The sequence below is a fragment of the Solibaculum mannosilyticum genome (assembly GCF_015140235.1).
In the GTDB taxonomy this organism is placed as follows: domain Bacteria; phylum Bacillota; class Clostridia; order Oscillospirales; family Acutalibacteraceae; genus Solibaculum; species Solibaculum mannosilyticum.
This window is the reverse complement of the sequence record NZ_AP023321.1, coordinates 1,149,159-1,165,151: the sequence shown is the minus strand read 5'-3', so window position 1 is coordinate 1,165,151 and position 15,993 is coordinate 1,149,159. Positions and strand designations below refer to the sequence as shown.

Annotated in this window: 19 protein-coding genes; 18 read left to right on the top strand and 1 reads right to left on the bottom strand. The window is 52.7% G+C overall.

Translation table 11 applies throughout. The features are described from left to right. Nucleotides 1–4 precede the first annotated feature (4 nt). The 12 genes from C12CBH8_RS05450 to C12CBH8_RS05395 all read left to right on the top strand — a co-directional run bounded on the left by C12CBH8_RS05450 (nt 5) and on the right by C12CBH8_RS05395 (nt 9,421). Nucleotides 5–391 (top strand): PrgI family protein, encoded by a 387-nt coding sequence (locus C12CBH8_RS05450; protein WP_021419855.1) that lies wholly within the window; start codon nt 5–7, stop codon nt 389–391. Continuing rightward, nucleotides 309–2,738, top strand: a complete 2,430-nt coding sequence (locus C12CBH8_RS05445; protein WP_425503801.1) for a VirB4-like conjugal transfer ATPase, CD1110 family — start codon at nt 309–311, stop codon at nt 2,736–2,738. The genes C12CBH8_RS05450 and C12CBH8_RS05445 overlap by 83 nt, the downstream gene beginning before the upstream one ends. A 279-nt stretch (nt 2,739–3,017) precedes the next feature. Then, nucleotides 3,018–4,685, top strand: a complete 1,668-nt coding sequence (locus C12CBH8_RS05440; protein WP_215533722.1) for a C40 family peptidase — start codon at nt 3,018–3,020, stop codon at nt 4,683–4,685. Nucleotides 4,686–4,707: 22 nt separating this feature from the next. Further along, the gene (locus C12CBH8_RS05435) at nt 4,708–4,974 is read left to right on the top strand and encodes a DUF4315 family protein (protein ID WP_215533721.1); all 267 of its coding nucleotides are present in this window, start codon (nt 4,708–4,710) and stop codon (nt 4,972–4,974) included. Continuing rightward, the gene (locus tag C12CBH8_RS05430) at nt 4,961–5,614 is read left to right on the top strand and encodes a DUF4366 domain-containing protein (protein ID WP_215533720.1); all 654 of its coding nucleotides are present in this window, start codon (nt 4,961–4,963) and stop codon (nt 5,612–5,614) included. The genes C12CBH8_RS05435 and C12CBH8_RS05430 overlap by 14 nt, the downstream gene beginning before the upstream one ends. Then, entirely contained in the window at nt 5,611–5,802 is a 192-nt protein-coding gene (locus C12CBH8_RS05425; protein WP_036744833.1) for a hypothetical protein, read from the top strand. The genes C12CBH8_RS05430 and C12CBH8_RS05425 overlap by 4 nt, the downstream gene beginning before the upstream one ends. Then, nucleotides 5,803–6,204: a cysteine-rich VLP domain-containing protein gene (locus tag C12CBH8_RS05420; protein WP_215533719.1), complete on the top strand. Its 402-nt coding sequence runs from the start codon at nt 5,803–5,805 to the stop codon at nt 6,202–6,204. Nucleotides 6,205–6,336: 132 nt separating this feature from the next. Next, nucleotides 6,337–6,927, top strand: coding sequence for a defense against restriction DarA-related protein (locus C12CBH8_RS05415; RefSeq protein ID WP_246441763.1), 591 nt, complete (start codon nt 6,337–6,339; stop codon nt 6,925–6,927). 11 nt (nt 6,928–6,938) lie between these two features. Then, nucleotides 6,939–7,121 (top strand): DUF4316 domain-containing protein, encoded by a 183-nt coding sequence (locus C12CBH8_RS05410; protein ID WP_021419846.1) that lies wholly within the window; start codon nt 6,939–6,941, stop codon nt 7,119–7,121. Continuing rightward, complete coding sequence (locus C12CBH8_RS05405; protein WP_215533717.1) at nt 7,121–7,462, top strand: plasmid mobilization protein; 342 nt, start codon at nt 7,121–7,123, stop codon at nt 7,460–7,462. Before C12CBH8_RS05410 ends, C12CBH8_RS05405 begins: the two co-directional genes overlap by 1 nt. A gap of 170 nt (nt 7,463–7,632) precedes the next feature. Beyond that, a complete protein-coding gene (locus tag C12CBH8_RS05400) occupies nt 7,633–7,926 on the top strand; it encodes a CD1845 family protein (RefSeq protein WP_021419844.1) in 294 nt (97 codons plus the stop codon). Nucleotides 7,927–8,020: 94 nt separating this feature from the next. Continuing rightward, complete coding sequence (locus C12CBH8_RS05395; protein ID WP_425503800.1) at nt 8,021–9,421, top strand: relaxase/mobilization nuclease domain-containing protein; 1,401 nt, start codon at nt 8,021–8,023, stop codon at nt 9,419–9,421. Between the two features lie 167 nt (nt 9,422–9,588). Here C12CBH8_RS05395 and C12CBH8_RS05390 read toward each other — a convergent pair whose 3' ends face one another. Then, on the bottom strand, nt 9,589–9,954 hold the full coding sequence (locus C12CBH8_RS05390) for a helix-turn-helix domain-containing protein (protein WP_215533716.1): 366 nt from the start codon (nt 9,952–9,954) through the stop codon (nt 9,589–9,591). A 177-nt stretch (nt 9,955–10,131) separates the two neighbouring features. On the opposite strand from C12CBH8_RS05390, the gene C12CBH8_RS05385 reads away from it, so the two are divergent. The 6 genes from C12CBH8_RS05385 to C12CBH8_RS05360 all read left to right on the top strand — a co-directional run bounded on the left by C12CBH8_RS05385 (nt 10,132) and on the right by C12CBH8_RS05360 (nt 15,556). Continuing rightward, complete coding sequence (locus C12CBH8_RS05385; RefSeq protein ID WP_215533715.1) at nt 10,132–11,187, top strand: helix-turn-helix domain-containing protein; 1,056 nt, start codon at nt 10,132–10,134, stop codon at nt 11,185–11,187. A 2-nt stretch (nt 11,188–11,189) separates the two neighbouring features. After that, nucleotides 11,190–12,035 (top strand): M23 family metallopeptidase, encoded by an 846-nt coding sequence (locus tag C12CBH8_RS05380; RefSeq protein ID WP_215533714.1) that lies wholly within the window; start codon nt 11,190–11,192, stop codon nt 12,033–12,035. A gap of 478 nt (nt 12,036–12,513) precedes the next feature. Then, nucleotides 12,514–12,936 carry an RNA polymerase sigma factor gene (locus tag C12CBH8_RS05375; protein WP_154465486.1) on the top strand — a complete coding sequence of 141 codons (423 nt, stop codon included), beginning with the start codon at nt 12,514–12,516 and terminating at the stop codon, nt 12,934–12,936. Between the two features lie 510 nt (nt 12,937–13,446). Further along, nucleotides 13,447–13,650, top strand: coding sequence for a hypothetical protein (locus C12CBH8_RS05370; RefSeq protein ID WP_021419835.1), 204 nt, complete (start codon nt 13,447–13,449; stop codon nt 13,648–13,650). Nucleotides 13,651–13,781: 131 nt separating this feature from the next. Continuing rightward, a complete protein-coding gene (locus C12CBH8_RS05365; RefSeq protein WP_166435075.1) occupies nt 13,782–13,958 on the top strand; it encodes a hypothetical protein in 177 nt (58 codons plus the stop codon). Between the two features lie 89 nt (nt 13,959–14,047). After that, on the top strand, nt 14,048–15,556 hold the full coding sequence (locus C12CBH8_RS05360) for a recombinase family protein (RefSeq protein ID WP_021419833.1): 1,509 nt from the start codon (nt 14,048–14,050) through the stop codon (nt 15,554–15,556). Nucleotides 15,557–15,993: the final 437 nt, after the last annotated feature.

Sequence of the window (15,993 nt, the reverse complement as noted above, 5' to 3'; positions counted from 1 at the left end):
CGAAATGGCCTATGTGCCAGTACCCAAAGACCTGTCCAAAATCAAGACAAAGCTGGCCTTCAATCTCACGAAGCGCCAGCTTATTTGTTTTTCCGGCGCGGCGGCGGTGGGCCTTCCGGCCTACCTGTTTTCCCGTGGCAGTATCGGAAACAGCGCCGCCATGTTCCTGATGATCGGCCTCATGCTCCCGTTCTTCTTTTTCGCCATGTATGAGCGGGACGGCCTGCCGCTGGAAAAGGTGCTGAAAAACATCATCCGCACCCGGTTCCTCTATCCCCGGGTACGGCCTTACAAAACCGAAAACTTCTATGCGCTGCTTGGCGCCAGAAAGGAGGCGCAGCCGATTGCAAAACAACAGAAGGGCCGGAAAGCCCGCAGGCAAAAAGCCTGACAAGACGGGCCTTCTCGGCCTGTTCACAAAGGGAAAGGACATTCCCACCACCGCCCAGCAAACCCTCCCTTACCGGGAAATGTACCGGGATGGGGTGTGCCGGGTGGAGGACCGCTATTACACCAAAACCATTGAATATGAGGACATCAACTACCAGCTCGCCCAGACCGAAGATCAGGCGGCCATCTTTGACGGGTGGAGCGCCTGTCTGAACTACTTTGACAGCTCCTTGCCGTTTCAGCTTTCTTTCCTCAACCACCGGAGCCGCCCGGGCAGCCGGTACAGCGTCAACATCCCCATGCAGGAGGACGACTACAACAGCGTCCGGCGTGAGTATGTGGAAATGCTGGAAAACCAGATCGCCAAAAGCAACAACGGCATTGTCCGCACAAAGCTCCTGACCTTCGGTGTGAACGTGGACGACCTCTCCACCGCAAGGGCGAGGCTGGAGCGTGTGGAGGCGGACATTTGCGGCAACTTCAAAAAGCTGGGCGTCAAGTGCCGCTCCCTCTCGGGGCTGGAACGGCTGGAGCTTCTTCACGGGCAGCTCCACCCCAGCGGCACCGATCCCTTCCGGTTTTCGTGGGATATGATACCCCAGACCGGCCTTTCCACAAAGGACTTTATCGCCCCGGACAGCTTCGACTTCCGTTTCAGCCGCCTGTTCCGGGTGGGGACGACCTGGGGCGCGGCCTCCTATTTGCAGATTTTGGCCTCGGAGCTCTCGGACAAGCTGCTGGCGGAGCTTTTGGAAATGGATGCGGAAATGACAATCACGCTCCATATCCAGACCGTCGATCAGGCCGCCGCCGTGAAATCCATCAAGGCCAAAGTCTCCGACATTGACAAGATGAAGGTGGAGGAACAGAAGAAGGCCGCCCGGGCCGGGTACGACATGGACATACTCCCGCCCGACCTTGTAACTTACAGCAATGACGCAAAGACCCTCTTGGAAGATTTGCAGAGCCGGAACGAGCGAATGTTCCTGCTGACCTTCCTTGTGGTGAACATGGCTCCGACCCGTCGGGAGCTGGACAACGACCTGTTTACGGTGTCGGGTATCGTTCAGAAATACAACTGCACCTTGAAGCGGCTGGACTTCCAGCAGGAGGACGGTTTTCTTTCCAGCCTGCCGCTGGGCCATAACGGCATTGAGATCAAGCGCGGCATGACCACCAGCTCCACGGCTATTTTCGTTCCCTTTATGACGCAGGAGCTCCGCATGGACGGCGAGGCCGTCTATTACGGGCTCAACGCTCTTTCCCATAACGTCATCATGGCGAACCGGAAGAAGCTCAAAAACCCAAACGGCCTGTTCCTCGGCGTGCCGGGCTCCGGCAAATCCTTTGCCGCAAAGCGGGAGCTTGTGAACGTGTTCCTTGCCACCCGTGACCGGATTATCGTGGTGGACCCGATGGGCGAATACTCGCCCCTTATCAAGCGGCTGGGCGGGCAAGTCATCGAGATCGCCCCGGACAGCCCCCACCACATTAACCCGATGGACATTGATTTGAGCTTCGACGAGGAAAACCCGATGGCGCTGAAAGCCGACTTTATCCTGTCGCTGATGGAGCTGATCGTCGGCGGCAAGGACGGCTTGCAGCCGGTGGAACGGACCGTCATTGACCGCTGTGTGCGCCAGATGTACCGGGAGCATTTGCAGAACCCGGAAACGGCGAAAATGCCGACCCTCCAAACCCTCTATGACCTGCTCTGTTCCCAGCCCGAGGGCGAGGCGGTACGGCTGGCAACGGCCCTTGAAATCTATGTGTCGGGCTCTCTCAACGTGTTCAACCATGAAACCAATGTGGACCTGAACCGCCGCCTTGTGTGCCTCGACCTGAAAAAGCTGGGGGCCGGGCTTCGGACGATTGCCATGCTCATTATGCAGGACCTTGTCAATTCGCAGGTGTCCATGAATTTCCTGCGCGGTATCGCTACATGGTGCTACTTCGACGAGTTCCATGTGCTGCTCCGTGACCGGCTGACGGCAAGCTACTGTGTGGCGATCTGGAAAATGCTCCGTAAGAAGGGCTGCGTACCCAGCGCCTTAACGCAGAATGTGAAGGATTTCCTTGCCAGCCCGGAGATCGAGAACATCTTTGAAAACTCGGACTTCCTTGTGCTGCTCTCGCAGGCGCAGGGCGACAGGCAGATTTTAGCCAAACAGCTCGGCATCAGCCCCCACCAGCTTTCCTATGTGACCCACACTAATTCCGGCGAAGGGCTGTTGTTCTTCGGGAACACCACCATCCCGTTTGTTGACCGCTTCCCGCAGAATACCGAGCTGTACGCCATTATGACCACCCGCCCGGAGGACAAGAAACAGGAAATGAAGCGGGCGTAACACACTTCGGGCCATGCTGGCCCGAGGTTCGGAAAGGAGGGATACATCATCGGAAAGAAACCGGATAAACGGAATTTTCAAAGGCCGGGGCCGCCGGAGGATACCGGGAGCACTCGCCCCGGACCGGCTGACCGGGAAGGGCCTTCCCCCGCACTGTCCCGACGCCTGCGGTTTGAGGACGAGGATACCGGGCAGACCGGCACTTCGGGCCATGATGGCCCGAAGTCCAAAAGCGGCAAGTTTCAAGAGGACAGCCGGAAAGCCCGCCCTTCTGACCGCATGAGGCAGGAGGATGACAGGGGCGGTCCGCAGGATACCGGCAAGGCGCAGGAGCCGGAGGGCTCCGCCGAGAAAGCCGGGAGCAAAAAGGACAAGTACCAGAAGGCGCAGGCCAAAGCGGAGCGCGCCGGGGAAAAGCTGGGAAAGGCCCGGGAGAAGCTGGATAAGGTCGAGGCGAAACGGGCGGCGCAGAAGCCGCCGGGGCTTGCAAAGAAAGCCGTCCGGGGAGCCCGCACCGAAGCATGGTTTTATCTCCACAACAAAATCCACGAAGTCGAGCATGAAAATGTGGGCGTGGAAGGAGCGCATAAATCCGAGCTGACCGCCGAGGCCGGGACCCGGAAACTGACCCGGTATGCCAAACGGCGCTGGCGGGAACACCCGGCCCGGAAGGTGGCAAAGTGGGAACGGAAGGACATAAAAGCCCGGGCCAATGTGGATTTTCAGAAGATGGCCGCCGAACACCCGGAGCTTGCCAGCAATCCGCTGTCCCGGATACAGCAGAAGTGGAAACTGAAACGCCGGTATTCCAAAGAGGCAAAGGCGGCGGCAAAACAGAGCGCAAAGGCCGCAAAGAAAGCCGCTGCCGCTTCGGGAAATGTGACCCGGCGGGCGGCGCAGTTTGTGACCCGTCATCCTGTGGCGGTTTTGGTTTTGGTGCTGTTGCTGCTGGTCTGCTATATCCTGTCGGCGGTAAGCTCCATCTTTCCCACGCTTGGCAGCGGCCTTGCCAATGCGGTGTCCGGCACTTCCTATGCTTCGGAGGACGCCGACCTGCTTGGCGTGGACGAGGACTACACGGCGCTGGAAAATGAACTGGCGCAGACGGTAGCGAACATCGAAAGCACCCATCCCGGCTATGACGAGTACCGCTATTCCGTGGACGAGATCGGCCACAACCCCTATGAGTTGGCGTCCTATCTCTCGGCAAAGTACCATGTTTATTTCCGGGAGCAGGTGCAGGACGAGCTGCGGGAGATCTTCGAGGCGCAGTATGAGCTGACCTTGACGGAGGAAATCGAGATACGCTACCGTACCGAAACCAGCACCGACCCGGAAACCGGAGAAACCACCACCGAGGAAGTCCCCTATGAGTATTACATCCTCAATGTGACCCTCACAAACAAAACGCTGCCTGCCGTGATCCTGCCGAGGCTGGATGAACAGCAGCGGGAAATCTACACCGTCATGCAGCAGCTCAAAGGCAACAAGCCCTATTTGTGGGAAGGAATTTATACCGGCGGCGAGGACACCGGTCCCAGCTATGAGATACCCGGCGAGGCGCTGGATGACCCGGCCTTTGCGGCGCTCATGGCGGAGGCGACAAAGTACATCGGCTGGCCTTATGTGTGGGGCGGCTCCAGCCCGTCCACCTCCTTTGACTGTTCGGGCTTTGTCTGCTGGGTGTACACGGCCAGCGGCGTCCACAACCTGCCCCGTACCACGGCGCAGGGCATTTACAACCAGTGTGCCATCATTTCCCCCTCCGAGGCAAAGCCGGGCGACATTATCTTTTTCACGGGAACCTATGACAGCCCCGGCCCTGTGTCCCATGTGGGGATTTATGTGGGCGACGGGATGATGCTCCATTGTGGTTCTCCCATCCAATACGCAAATATCAATTCAAGCTACTGGCAGACACATTTCTACGCCTTCGGGCGCTTGTAAGCCAGAGGAAAGGAGCCCTTGCATGAACAAGATCGACAAGCTCGATAAGGAGCTGGAAAAGGCCCGGGAGAAGGCCGCCGAGTGGCAGGCCAAAATCCGGGAACTGGAAAAGCAGAAACAGGAGGAAGAAAACAGCCAGATTGTGCAGGCGGTGCGCTCTCTCAAACTGACCCCCGCCGAGCTGATGGCATTTCTGAACGACCCCAAAAACAGCCTTGCCGCTTCGGGCCACAATGGCCCGAAGCCGGAGGCACCCGAAAAGGAGGAGACGGCCCATGAAGAAAACTAAAATTCGCAGGCTGGCGGTGATGACTGCCAGCCTTTTGTGCTGCCTGATCTTTACGGTCCCGGCTTACGCCCAGAGCAATGAGCCGCAGCCCGAGGCCACTCCCGCCCCGGTGGAAACCGAGGCGGAGCCGGAAACCCAGAACCCCTTTACCCCGGATGGAACGGGAACGGTGGTGGACAACGCCACCGACGAGGACGGCAAAGAGTTCTACACCATTACCACCGCAGACGAGAGTGTTTTCTATCTGGTGATCGACAAGCAGAAAACCAGCGAGAACGTCTATTTCCTCAACGCTGTAACCGTGGATGACCTTCTGCCTCTTGCCGAACAGGGCGAGGAACCAGCCGAGGAAGTGACCCCCGAACCGGAGCCGGAGCCCACCGAACCCGTGGAGGAAGTGACCGAGCCGGAACCCGAACCCGAGGCCGAAAAAACAGACAGCCCACTTCTTTCGCTGCTCCTGATCGGGGCGGTGGTGCTGATCGGCGGCGGTGCCGGTTATTACTTCAAGATTTACAAGCCGAAGCACGAAGCACCGGACTTGGAGGACGACTACTGCGAATATGAGGACGAAGGGCCAGAGGAAATCGCAGAGGAACCCGAGGACGAGGACACGGAAGAACAGGAGGCCCGCCAGTGAATTTTACCAACAGCCCCTTTGAGCGGATGATGAAGGAAGTGCCGTGGCCGGGCCGGGGCAGCGATGACCCTTGTACCGGATGCCGCTACTACAAGGAGTGCAAAGGCAGGAAAAAACAGTGTCGGAAGAAATTCCGGGCGCTGATTGTGGAGCCCCGCCCTTCGGGCCATCGTGGCCCGAAGTCCTGAATGGACGCCCGGGAGCTGACCCGTGACGAGAAGAAGAAAATCCGTTCCCTTGTCACGGGGATGTGCGCCAACTATGACCGGGAAACGGGCCTGTGCCTGCCGCTGGACTGTGGCTGCTATATGCTGCACAAATGCTGGACGGGCGCTTACTGTCGGTATTTCCGGGAGGCCGTCCTGCCCCTCGCCCCGGAGCTTCTTGCGGCGCTGACCGTGGAAGGCAGTTCACCAGAGCTTCGGGCCTGTGCGGTCTGCGGGCGGGCATTTTTACCCGAAGGCCGTCAAGCCTACTGTTCCGACGCCTGCAAGGCCGAAGGAAACCGCCGGAAAAGCCGGGAACGTATGCGGAAAATGCGGGAGAAAAGGCCGGGCGGCGGTTACGATTTGCCGCCCCGAAAGGCTTGATATTCCGGGCTTTTTTGAGGGCGTTTCCGGGGCGGGAATACTGCAACCCATCCCGCCCCGGTTTACTCCCTCATTTCGTAACATACCACACTTCGGGCCATGTTGGCCCGAGGTACAGAAAGGAGGTATCTCTTGGAGATCGTACAAGGCTATGCCATTTTGAAAACAACCACTTTTGATAGCGGACACGGCTTTGCGCTGGGGCATAATCCGGGAGCGCCGGACCCGTTTGTGACCTGGCAGTTTACCGAAGGCGAAAAGGGCCAGCGGGATTACTACTGGGGCCGCTATGGAAACAGTCTGGAATGGGCGCAGCGGGACTTTGATCGCCGGGTGGACGATTATCAGCACCTTTACCATGCAGCAGTCAAAAATACAGAGCTGGGCCCGGATGGCGTTTACCGCTACTATTCCACCCAGCGCCCTGTGGACATAGGCACCTACCCGAAGCCCCCGGATAACCTTCCGCTTTCCATCGTCAACTACGATGACGACAGGCGGCGTCCTGTGGCAAATGGCAGGCTGATGGCATGGGGCGAACTGACCTATGCAAAGCCACTGACCGAAAAACAGATGGAGGACTATGAGCTGAAGCCCGCGCCGGCCAATCCTGACCGGGCGCGCCCATCCATTACCGCCCGACTCAAGGATGGAGCCAGAGGGCAGGAACCCCCGAAGGAACCCAGCCAGAAGCGGGGCCATAAAAACCATGAGGAACGATAAGGAGGATTGCCATGCACGAAAAAGACAACTATTTGAAAACCGCCGAGCTCTCCACGGAGCAGAACTGCAACATGATCGACGGCGTACCCAATAACACGCCCATCCAGCCTGCGCCCCCGGAGCTGGACGCAAAGCCGCTGGACAAAGTGAAGGAGCCCAAAGAGCGCAGAAAGGGCCGGGAGCTGGAACGCTGATGGAGAACCGCAAGCGGAATGTCCATCTGCACGTCATGGTGACGTCGGACGAGTTGGCGGCCATCCATGAACGGATGGCCGAAGCGGGCATTTCCAATGCCGGGGCTTATGTGCGGAAGATGGCTCTGAACGGGTATATCCTGCACGTTGACCTTGCGCCCATAAAAGAATTGATCTCTCTGCAAAGGCGCTGTTCCAACAATCTCAATCAGGTCGCCGTACACGCGCATACCTACGGCGTGTACCCGGAGGAAATCGACGGATTGAAGCGGGACTATGAAAAACTGTGGGGCGAGGTGTCAAAGGTGCTGCGGGAGCTCTCCGAGCTGGTGGCAAAGTAAGACGAGGGCGGCAGGCTTCCGTTGTGTGGGGCTTGCCGCCCTGTTCTTTTTTTACCACTTCGGGCCATGTTGACCCGAAGCTCCGGGACAGGATTCACTAATCTTTCGCAACATTTATGTCCCCGGGCAGGCATGATAAAATAGAGATAGAAAGAATAAAGGAGGTTTTGATGATGAAGATACTGCTGAAAATATTAGTCGCGCCCTTTGCTCTGGCGCTATCCCTTCTGGCGGCTCTGCTGGTGTTTCTGTTTGATATTTGCGCCTTCCTGCTGACGATTGCCTCCGTGATCCTGGCGGTGCTGGGTATCGCCCTCTTTTTCACGCCGACCCCCATCGGCGGGATTGTATTTCTGTTCCTCGCCTTCCTCCTTTCGCCGTATGGGCTGCAAGCGGCGGCTGGTTCTCTGCTTTGGGCGCTGGACGGAGGAAAATCCGCTCTGTATCGGTTTCTGGCAAGTTAAACAGCCTCGGGCCATGTTGGCCCGAAGTCGGGGCGGTCTGGATGGGCCGCCCTTTTTTCATAGAAGGGAGGGATGATTTCTGGCTACCACAACTTTGTTGCAGCGCCATGCGGGCGAAGGCGAAACGATTGCCGAGGCCATCCGGGATTGTCTGGACTATGGCAAAAACCCGGAAAAAACAGAAAGCGGAAAGTATATCTCCGCTTATGAGTGCGACCCTGCCACCGTGGCGGACGAGTTTCTTTTGGCGAAAGCCAGCTATGCCGCCATGACAGGCCGGGAACAGAAAAAGGCCAATGATGTGCTGTGCTATCAGATACGACAATCCTTCTATCCGGGGGAGATCACACCGAAGGAGGCGAACCGTATCGGCTATGAGCTGGCTATGCGCTGGACGAAGGGGCGGCACGCTTTTATCGTTACCACGCATACCGACAAGCAGCACATCCATTGTCATATATATTACAACTCCACCACCCTTGACTGTACTCGGAAATTCCGAAACTTCTGGGGCTCCAGCTTCGCCCTCCGGCGGCTCTCCGACAGACTGTGCCTTGAAAACGGGCTGTCTATTGTAGAGAACCCGAAGCCCCGGAGCAAGGGAAAATACCGGAACTATGGGGAGTGGCAGAAAGAACGGAAAGGGCCGCTTTCGTATCAGGACCGGCTGCGCCTTGCCATTGATACTGCGCTGGCGGAGCACCCCGCCGATCTGGACGAATTTCTCGGCCTGATGAAGCGGGCCGGATATGAAGTCAAGAAGGTTCGGGGCGGTGGTATCAGCTTCCGGCTGACCGGCCAGGGGCAGGAACGCTTTACCCGTCTGCGGGCCTCTACGCTGGGGGACGGCTACGATCTGAAAGATGTTCTTGCCGCCATTGAGGGCAAAGAAAAACGCCCCGGACGCCCGGAGCAAAAAATTAGTCTGGCGGTGGATATTCAAGCAAAGCTGGCTGCCGGTAAGGGACCGGGCTACGAGCGGTGGGCGAAGGTGTTCAACATCAAGCAGATGGCCGCCGCCCTCGCCTATATACAGGACAACGGCCTGACTGATTATGAGCAGTTGGCGCAGAAAGCCACCGAGGCAACCGACCATTTCCATGCGCTTTCCGAGCAGATCAAGCAGACGGAGCAGGCCATGAAAACCAATGCCGGGTTAAAGGCCGCAACGGTTCAGTATGCCAAAACACGCCCGGTCTTTGAGCAGTACAAGGCTGCCAAGTACAGCCGGAAATTCCTTGCGGAGCATGAGGCCGATATTGAACTGTACCGGGCGGCACAGGCGGAAATGCGCCGTCTGCTGGGCGGGGCGAAGCTCCCGAAAATGGATGTGCTGAAGGAGGAAGGCCGCAAGCTGACGGCAAAGAAAAAACGCCTCTATGGTGAGTACCAAAAGGCGCGCCGGGATATGCAGGAGATCGTCACCATCAAGGCAAATATTGATACTCTGCTGGGCTACACCGAGCCGGGCAGAAAGCAGGAAAAGGAGCGTTGAGGTTATGAAAACAAGGAGCAAAGCGACGCAAATACTTCGGGCCATGTTGGCCCGAAGATACGGGTTTGGGGCGAGCCCCAACAAGCAGCGTCCGGGCCTTTGTGGCCACGGAGGCATTGCTTGCCACTTAGCGGCAGCCCCAAAATGGCATGAAAAAACGGAGGCTCTTACTCCCGAACCTCCGTTTCTCTGGCTTTCTTGAGCCCTTCGGCTGTGGCCTCCATGACAACAAGCTCTTTCTCATTCATCGAGCTTAAAAGCACATCAATATGCTTTCTGCAACTGTTCTCTCCACGCTGACCTTCTGTATAGAAAAACTGATCTACGGAAATGTCGAACAGAGTGACGAGTTTGAAAAACAGGTTGAAGCTGGGGTGCTGGCCTTTGTTCTCAATGTTCATAATGGTGCGGTCAGTCTTGCCGACCAACTCCGCCACATAGGCTTGCGTCCAGCCCTTTTCCTCTCTGGCCTGTTTCAGAGCCAGCCCGAGCCCGTGAAAGTCAAACCTTCTTTCGTCTTGGTTCATTCTCATATCACCCTATATCATTTTACATTTCGGGTTGAATTATGAGAATGTAATACAATTTGATGTGATAGGCTATTTTAATTCAGTTTCTTGCAAGTTAATGTTTTTGCGTTATAATTAAACAAACGAGTAATTGTGCAGGATATATTAACTGTGATACTCTGAATATAGACGGAGGGCAACATGAAAATTAGTCAAATTATTAGAGAAAAGCGAAAGCAATTAGGATTAACACAAGAAAACGTTGCAGAGTATTTAGGGGTTTCGATACCTGCGGTCAGTAAATGGGAGAATGGAACAACCTATCCGGATATTATGCTCCTCCCAGCATTAGCAAGGTTATTAAGAACAGATCTGAACACTCTTATGTCTTTCAACGAGGAAATGTCCGAGATTGAGATTAACAATGTTGTTCTGAAAGTCCAATCTATAATCCAAAATGATGGGTTTGAAAAAGGCTTCCAATTTGCTTTGGAGCAGATCAGAGCATTTCCGACGTGTGAAAATTTGATTTATTCTCTGGGTGTTTTTTTACAACCCTCTTTAGGATTACAGTCAGTGGAGAACCAAAACAAATATCGTGAAGAACTTGCTAAACTGTATTTTAGGATACGCAATAGCGAAAACATTGAAATAAAAAAGGAAGCAAATTCTTTCCTGTTTTATTTGTACTGTGAAAAAGAGGAATATGACAAAGCAGCCGCATTGTTAAGGGATTATCCTGCTGATACAAAGTTAATGATGGCTCACCTGCACCAGCGTAAAAAGGAATACGAACCAGCGTGTGTTTTATTAGAGCGTCGAATGTTGGAAATTGGAGTTGAATTAGAATCTATACTAATAACTTTAACTCAGGTTGCTTTATCTGAAAGCCGAGGGGATGATGCCGAGAAGTTGGCTTGTATTCAAGAACAGATAGCGAAACAGTTTGGTATTTTAGAATGTACCGCATATACGGCTAAACTCGAATGTGCAATAAATAAAAAGGATGCTGAGTGCTGCACAAAAATACTGTCATCGCTCCTTGCTTCTATGGAAAAAAGTTCAAACATTTCGCCAAATCCTTTATACAAGCATTTGAATTTATCCGACAGCAACATGGACAATCTGCCCCGGCAACTTTTATCATCAATGATTGAGCAGTTGAAATTGGAATTGGACGATGAAACATCTTTCTTAAAGGAAAGCCCCGAATTTCACTCGCTCTTACAGCGTTACGGCGAATATTTGGGGAGGTAACTATGCTTAAATTTATTTCAAAATTACAATGGTTGTTTTGGATTGGTTTTATAGGCGTTTTTCTGGATAACCCGTACTTAACTCTATTCTTCTTGTTCGGATTGTGTGGCTTTGCAAGTGTATTTTCGCCCGCACGCAACGACATATCAAATTTAATATTTCTCGGTCAAAATTTATGGATGCTCGCTGGGATACTTATTGCACATATAAGACACGGCTTCCATCTCCCAGATAAAAATTCATACAAGCCACAAGTACATTACTCGCTTCCGTTTAACGGAAAGTGGTTTGTGGTAAATGGTGGAATTGACAGAGAAAGTTCCCATTCTTGGCTTCTTCCATCCCAGCGATATGCTTACGACTTTTTTATGAAGAACAGCGAGGATACTACTTTTGTGGGTGAAAGAGAGAAATTAGAGAACTACTTCTGTTATGCAAAAGATGTTTTGGCTCCGGCAGATGGCGTTGTCATCTCTGTGGTAAGCCACTTTCCGAATACTCCAATCGTTGCAGAGGGAGAGGCTGATTGCGCCGCTTCGGATGTGAGAGGAAACCATATCATTATTCGCCACAGCAAACATGAATACAGTATGATAGCACACCTTCTCCCGAACAGTCCATGCGTACAAAAAGGAGATCGAGTCAGCAGAGGCCAAGTAATTGCCAAGTGTGGGAATAGCGGCAATACGAGCGAACCGCACATCCACTTTCAAATCCAATACGGAAAGAGTTTTGAAATATCGGCAGGACTACCAATCTTATTCACTCGCATTGTTGTCGATGGAAAGAAGATGCCGGAAGGCTTTATTACCAAAGGACATTATGTTGAAAATGATTCTCTAATCTGATTTTTTGTTTAAGGTTGACCGCCCAACGGGATAATAAAAAAACCGTTGTTTTGGCGGCTGAGCTTCCATGCGCCTAAACGAAATATTGCGGCCTTGCGGCGGTTTTGAAATAGCAATTTCAAGCCGCCGTTTTCTTTTTGAAAAATGAGAATACGGGGGGTGTGTTAAAGTCGCCCTTTTTTAAGGATACGGCGGTGTTCGGGAGGTATCGTCGTGTCCTTTTTCATCTTCCACCCACCTAACCTGTCAAAAAAAGTCTGCCAGCGCAACAGGATCAGTTCGACGGCAGACATGAAATTTGGCAGCACATAAATGAATATATTATTTCATGCGTCCGAGTGGCCTTGTGCCGCCCGGGCGCTTTTGCGTTCTTATGGGACTGCTTCGGGCCATGTTGGCCCGAAGTCATTCCCCGGTGCCGCTCCCCGCCGCCTTCGTTTCGGTCACTCGTCAACCACCAACCGAAACGGAGGTCAATATGGCTATTATCAATCTGCGGGACTACTACCCGTTTTATACATCGGATTGCTTCATGGAAGTATCGGACGAAGTTGCTGAAATGTTCAAAGAATTTGACCGCAAGGAGGCTGCTTACCGGCTGCGTACATACCGCCATAAAGCCTACTATTCCCTTGATCGGGATGATGGGCTGGAGCATGAGGCTGTCTTTGTCGCACTTTCGCCCCATGAACTGTACGAGCGGAAAGTTACCATGCAGGAACTTCACGCTGCTATTGCCAGCCTGCCAGATAAACAGGCAAAACGGATTTACGCCCACTTTATTCTTGGCATGACGAAACAGGATATTGCCCGGGCAGAAGGGGTGCATGAGAAAGTAGTCCGTGTAGCAATCGAGCGAGGGCTGCGGCACTTGGAAAAAATTTTGAAAAAATCTTTGTGAAGTGTACCGATTTAGGCCAAAAAATGAAATGGCTTATGAGAGGCAAAACACTTCGGGTCAAGGTGGCCCGAGGTTCTGACAAGCCCTCATGCAAATCGAAAACTGAATAAAAAGGCACCCGGATACGAAGGGAAATGCGCTGTGTGACAGGCCCGCCACGACCTCTGCTTTTGGAGAATACAGTCTCTATAAAACAGGGCGAGCGATCAGGCTCATGCCATAGGTGGGGCAAGGCTGGCTCCACCGGAACAGGCACATAACCCGGATACTTGCGTTTAGTCACAGTCCGAGCGTTGAAGCGGCCTTGCAAGCCGTGAGCCGTCGCAGGCAATGAGAACGCCTTGCCATCAGAATGGGGAGAGTTGAAATACTATGGGGCAGAAAGCCTATGTCCGTCCGGTGTGTCTGTAATGTAGTAAAAACCTGTGGGGAGCCCTCTGGCAATGCTGTCTGATGATAGGCCAACCAATCCGGCGGGGCTCCCCATCTTTTTTCTCAAAGGAGTTTCTTATGGAAAATGCGTTTGGGATGTTTCCCGGTTTTGAGCCGGATGAATGGAGCAACGACGCCTGCCGCGGCTATGTCATCATGGCAATGGAGGACTGCGGCTTTTCAAAGAAGGATATTCGTCGTGTTGTGGGACAGCTTTATGAAGTCTTTGATCTCAACAGTGTGGAGGACGCCAAACAGAAGTTCCACTCCAGTCCGTACTGACCTCGGGCCACATCGGCCCGAAGTGGAGAAAGCTCAAAGGGCGGCACCTGCGGGTGCCGTCTTTTGACATTTCCCCACAGGACAAGAGGGAAACGCTGGCAAGTACACCCATTCTGAAAAGGAGGTTTTCAATGACACAGGCCGTCACATATCAACGAGAAACAAAGTCTGTACCCTTTCAAGGGAAAACCATTGTGCTGGAAAGCCTCACGCCGGTACTTTCCCCGAAGGAGAAGGAACAGCGCAAAAAAGAAATTGAACGCCGTCTTTACGATGTGTTCAGTAAGTACGGGGACAGATTTCACTAACCATTCGCAACATTGTTGTCCGGGGCTGCTGATAGTATAATATAGTTGTAAGGTTGGTAGCTCCATTCCAACAAGGAAAGGAGCCCAATATGGAATTTATCAGAGAAGATTGCATTTATGCGAGACAGTCAGTAGACCGCAAGGACAGTATCAGCATTGAAAGTCAGATTGACTTCTGCAAGTATGAATTGAAAGGTGGGAGCTGCCGGGTATTTAAGGACAAAGGCTATTCCGGCAAGAATACCGACAGGCCGGAGTTTCAAAAGCTGCTGGGCGAGATCCGCAAGGGAAAGGTTCGGCGGGTCATCGTGTACAAGCTGGACCGAATAAGCCGCTCTATTCTGGACTTTGCAAATATGATGGAGCTGTTTCAAGAGTACGATGTAGAGTTTGTATCATCCACGGAAAAGTTTGATACCTCGACCCCGATGGGACGGGCTATGCTGAATATCTGCATTGTATTCGCCCAGCTTGAACGTGAGACAATCCAGAAGCGCGTCACGGACGCCTACTATTCCCGGTGCCTGAAAGGCTTTCACATGAGCGGACAGGCTCCATACGGCTATCAGTTGGAGCCCACCGTGGTAGAGGGTATCCGTACAAAAAAGATGGTTGCCGACCCCGTAGCCGCCGACCATGTACGGCTGATGTTTGAGATGTACGCCGAGCCGGAAACCTCTTTCGGAGACATTACCCGCTACTTTGAAGAACAGGGTATCAAGATTTACGAAAAGTCAATGGTTCGGAGTTTCCTTTCCCAGCTTTTACGGAACCCTGTTTACGCACAGGCCGACTTGGAACTGTACGAATTTTTCAAGAGCCAGGGCGCGGCGATTGTCAATGACGCTTCCGATTTTGCCGGAACAAACGGCTGCTATCTCTATCAGGGGCGGGATGTGAAGGAGGACAAAGACAGGTGCCTAAAAGACCAGATACTTGTTATTGCTCCACATGAAGCATTGATCCCCTCTGACACATGGCTGAAATGCCGGAAAAAACTCATGGCAAATACCACCTTCCAGCAGGGGCGGAAACCGAAAAACACTTGGCTGGCCGGAAAAATCAAATGCGGGCATTGTGGGTATGCGCTGAAAGCCACTCATGTACCAAACAGCACAGGCTATTTCCGCTGTACCAAACGGACGGAAAACAAAGGTTGTCCGGGCTGCGGGAAAATCCGCAAAGAAGAATTTGAGCAATTCATTTTCTCGGCCATGCAGGAGAAATTCAAAGATTTTCAGATACTCCACGGCCAAGAGGAAAAGGTCAATCCGAAGCTGACAGCCTATCAAGTAGAGCTGGCACAGGTGGAGGCAGAAATTGAAAAACTGCTGGACACGCTGACAGGAGCCAATGCGACCTTGCTTGCTTACGCCAACAAGAAAATCGAAGAACTGGACACCCGCCGTCAGACCATTTCAAAAGCAATAGCCGATTTGAGCGTTGAAACCATATCGCCCCAGCAGATAAAGAAACTGTCCTATTATCTCGACAACTGGGAGAGCATAGATTTTGACGACAAAAGAAAAGCCGCCGATGGCTTGATTTCTACAATCAAGGCCACCAGCGACCGTGTTCAGATAGAGTGGAAAATCTGACATTTCCGCTCTATCGCCCCTCATTTCTATTTTATCTCGTTTGTACCCCTTGTACACCGATGCTTACAACATTTCCAGCAAATAATCTACAAAATATGAATCTTATAAAAATAGATATTTATACATCCAACACCTCTAAAAAGCAAAATGAAAAGATGGAAAAATCCAAGTTTTAAAGTTCATTTAAAGCCGTTTTAAGCGAAATTTTTAGATTAGCAGCTGTCTATTTGATCCGCATTGATTTTTTGGAACTGTAGCTCTTGAAATCTAAATATTTTGTGCTATAATTTTATCATCTGGTAGTATGACATTTTGATTTTCAGGAGGTGGATATAGTGAGCTCTGACCCTGGCAGTCCTAGGTTATTTTTTTGTTTTTATTTCTTCGTTAAATCAGGGCGCGCTATGTCCTAATATTGGCGCGCCTATATAGGAGGT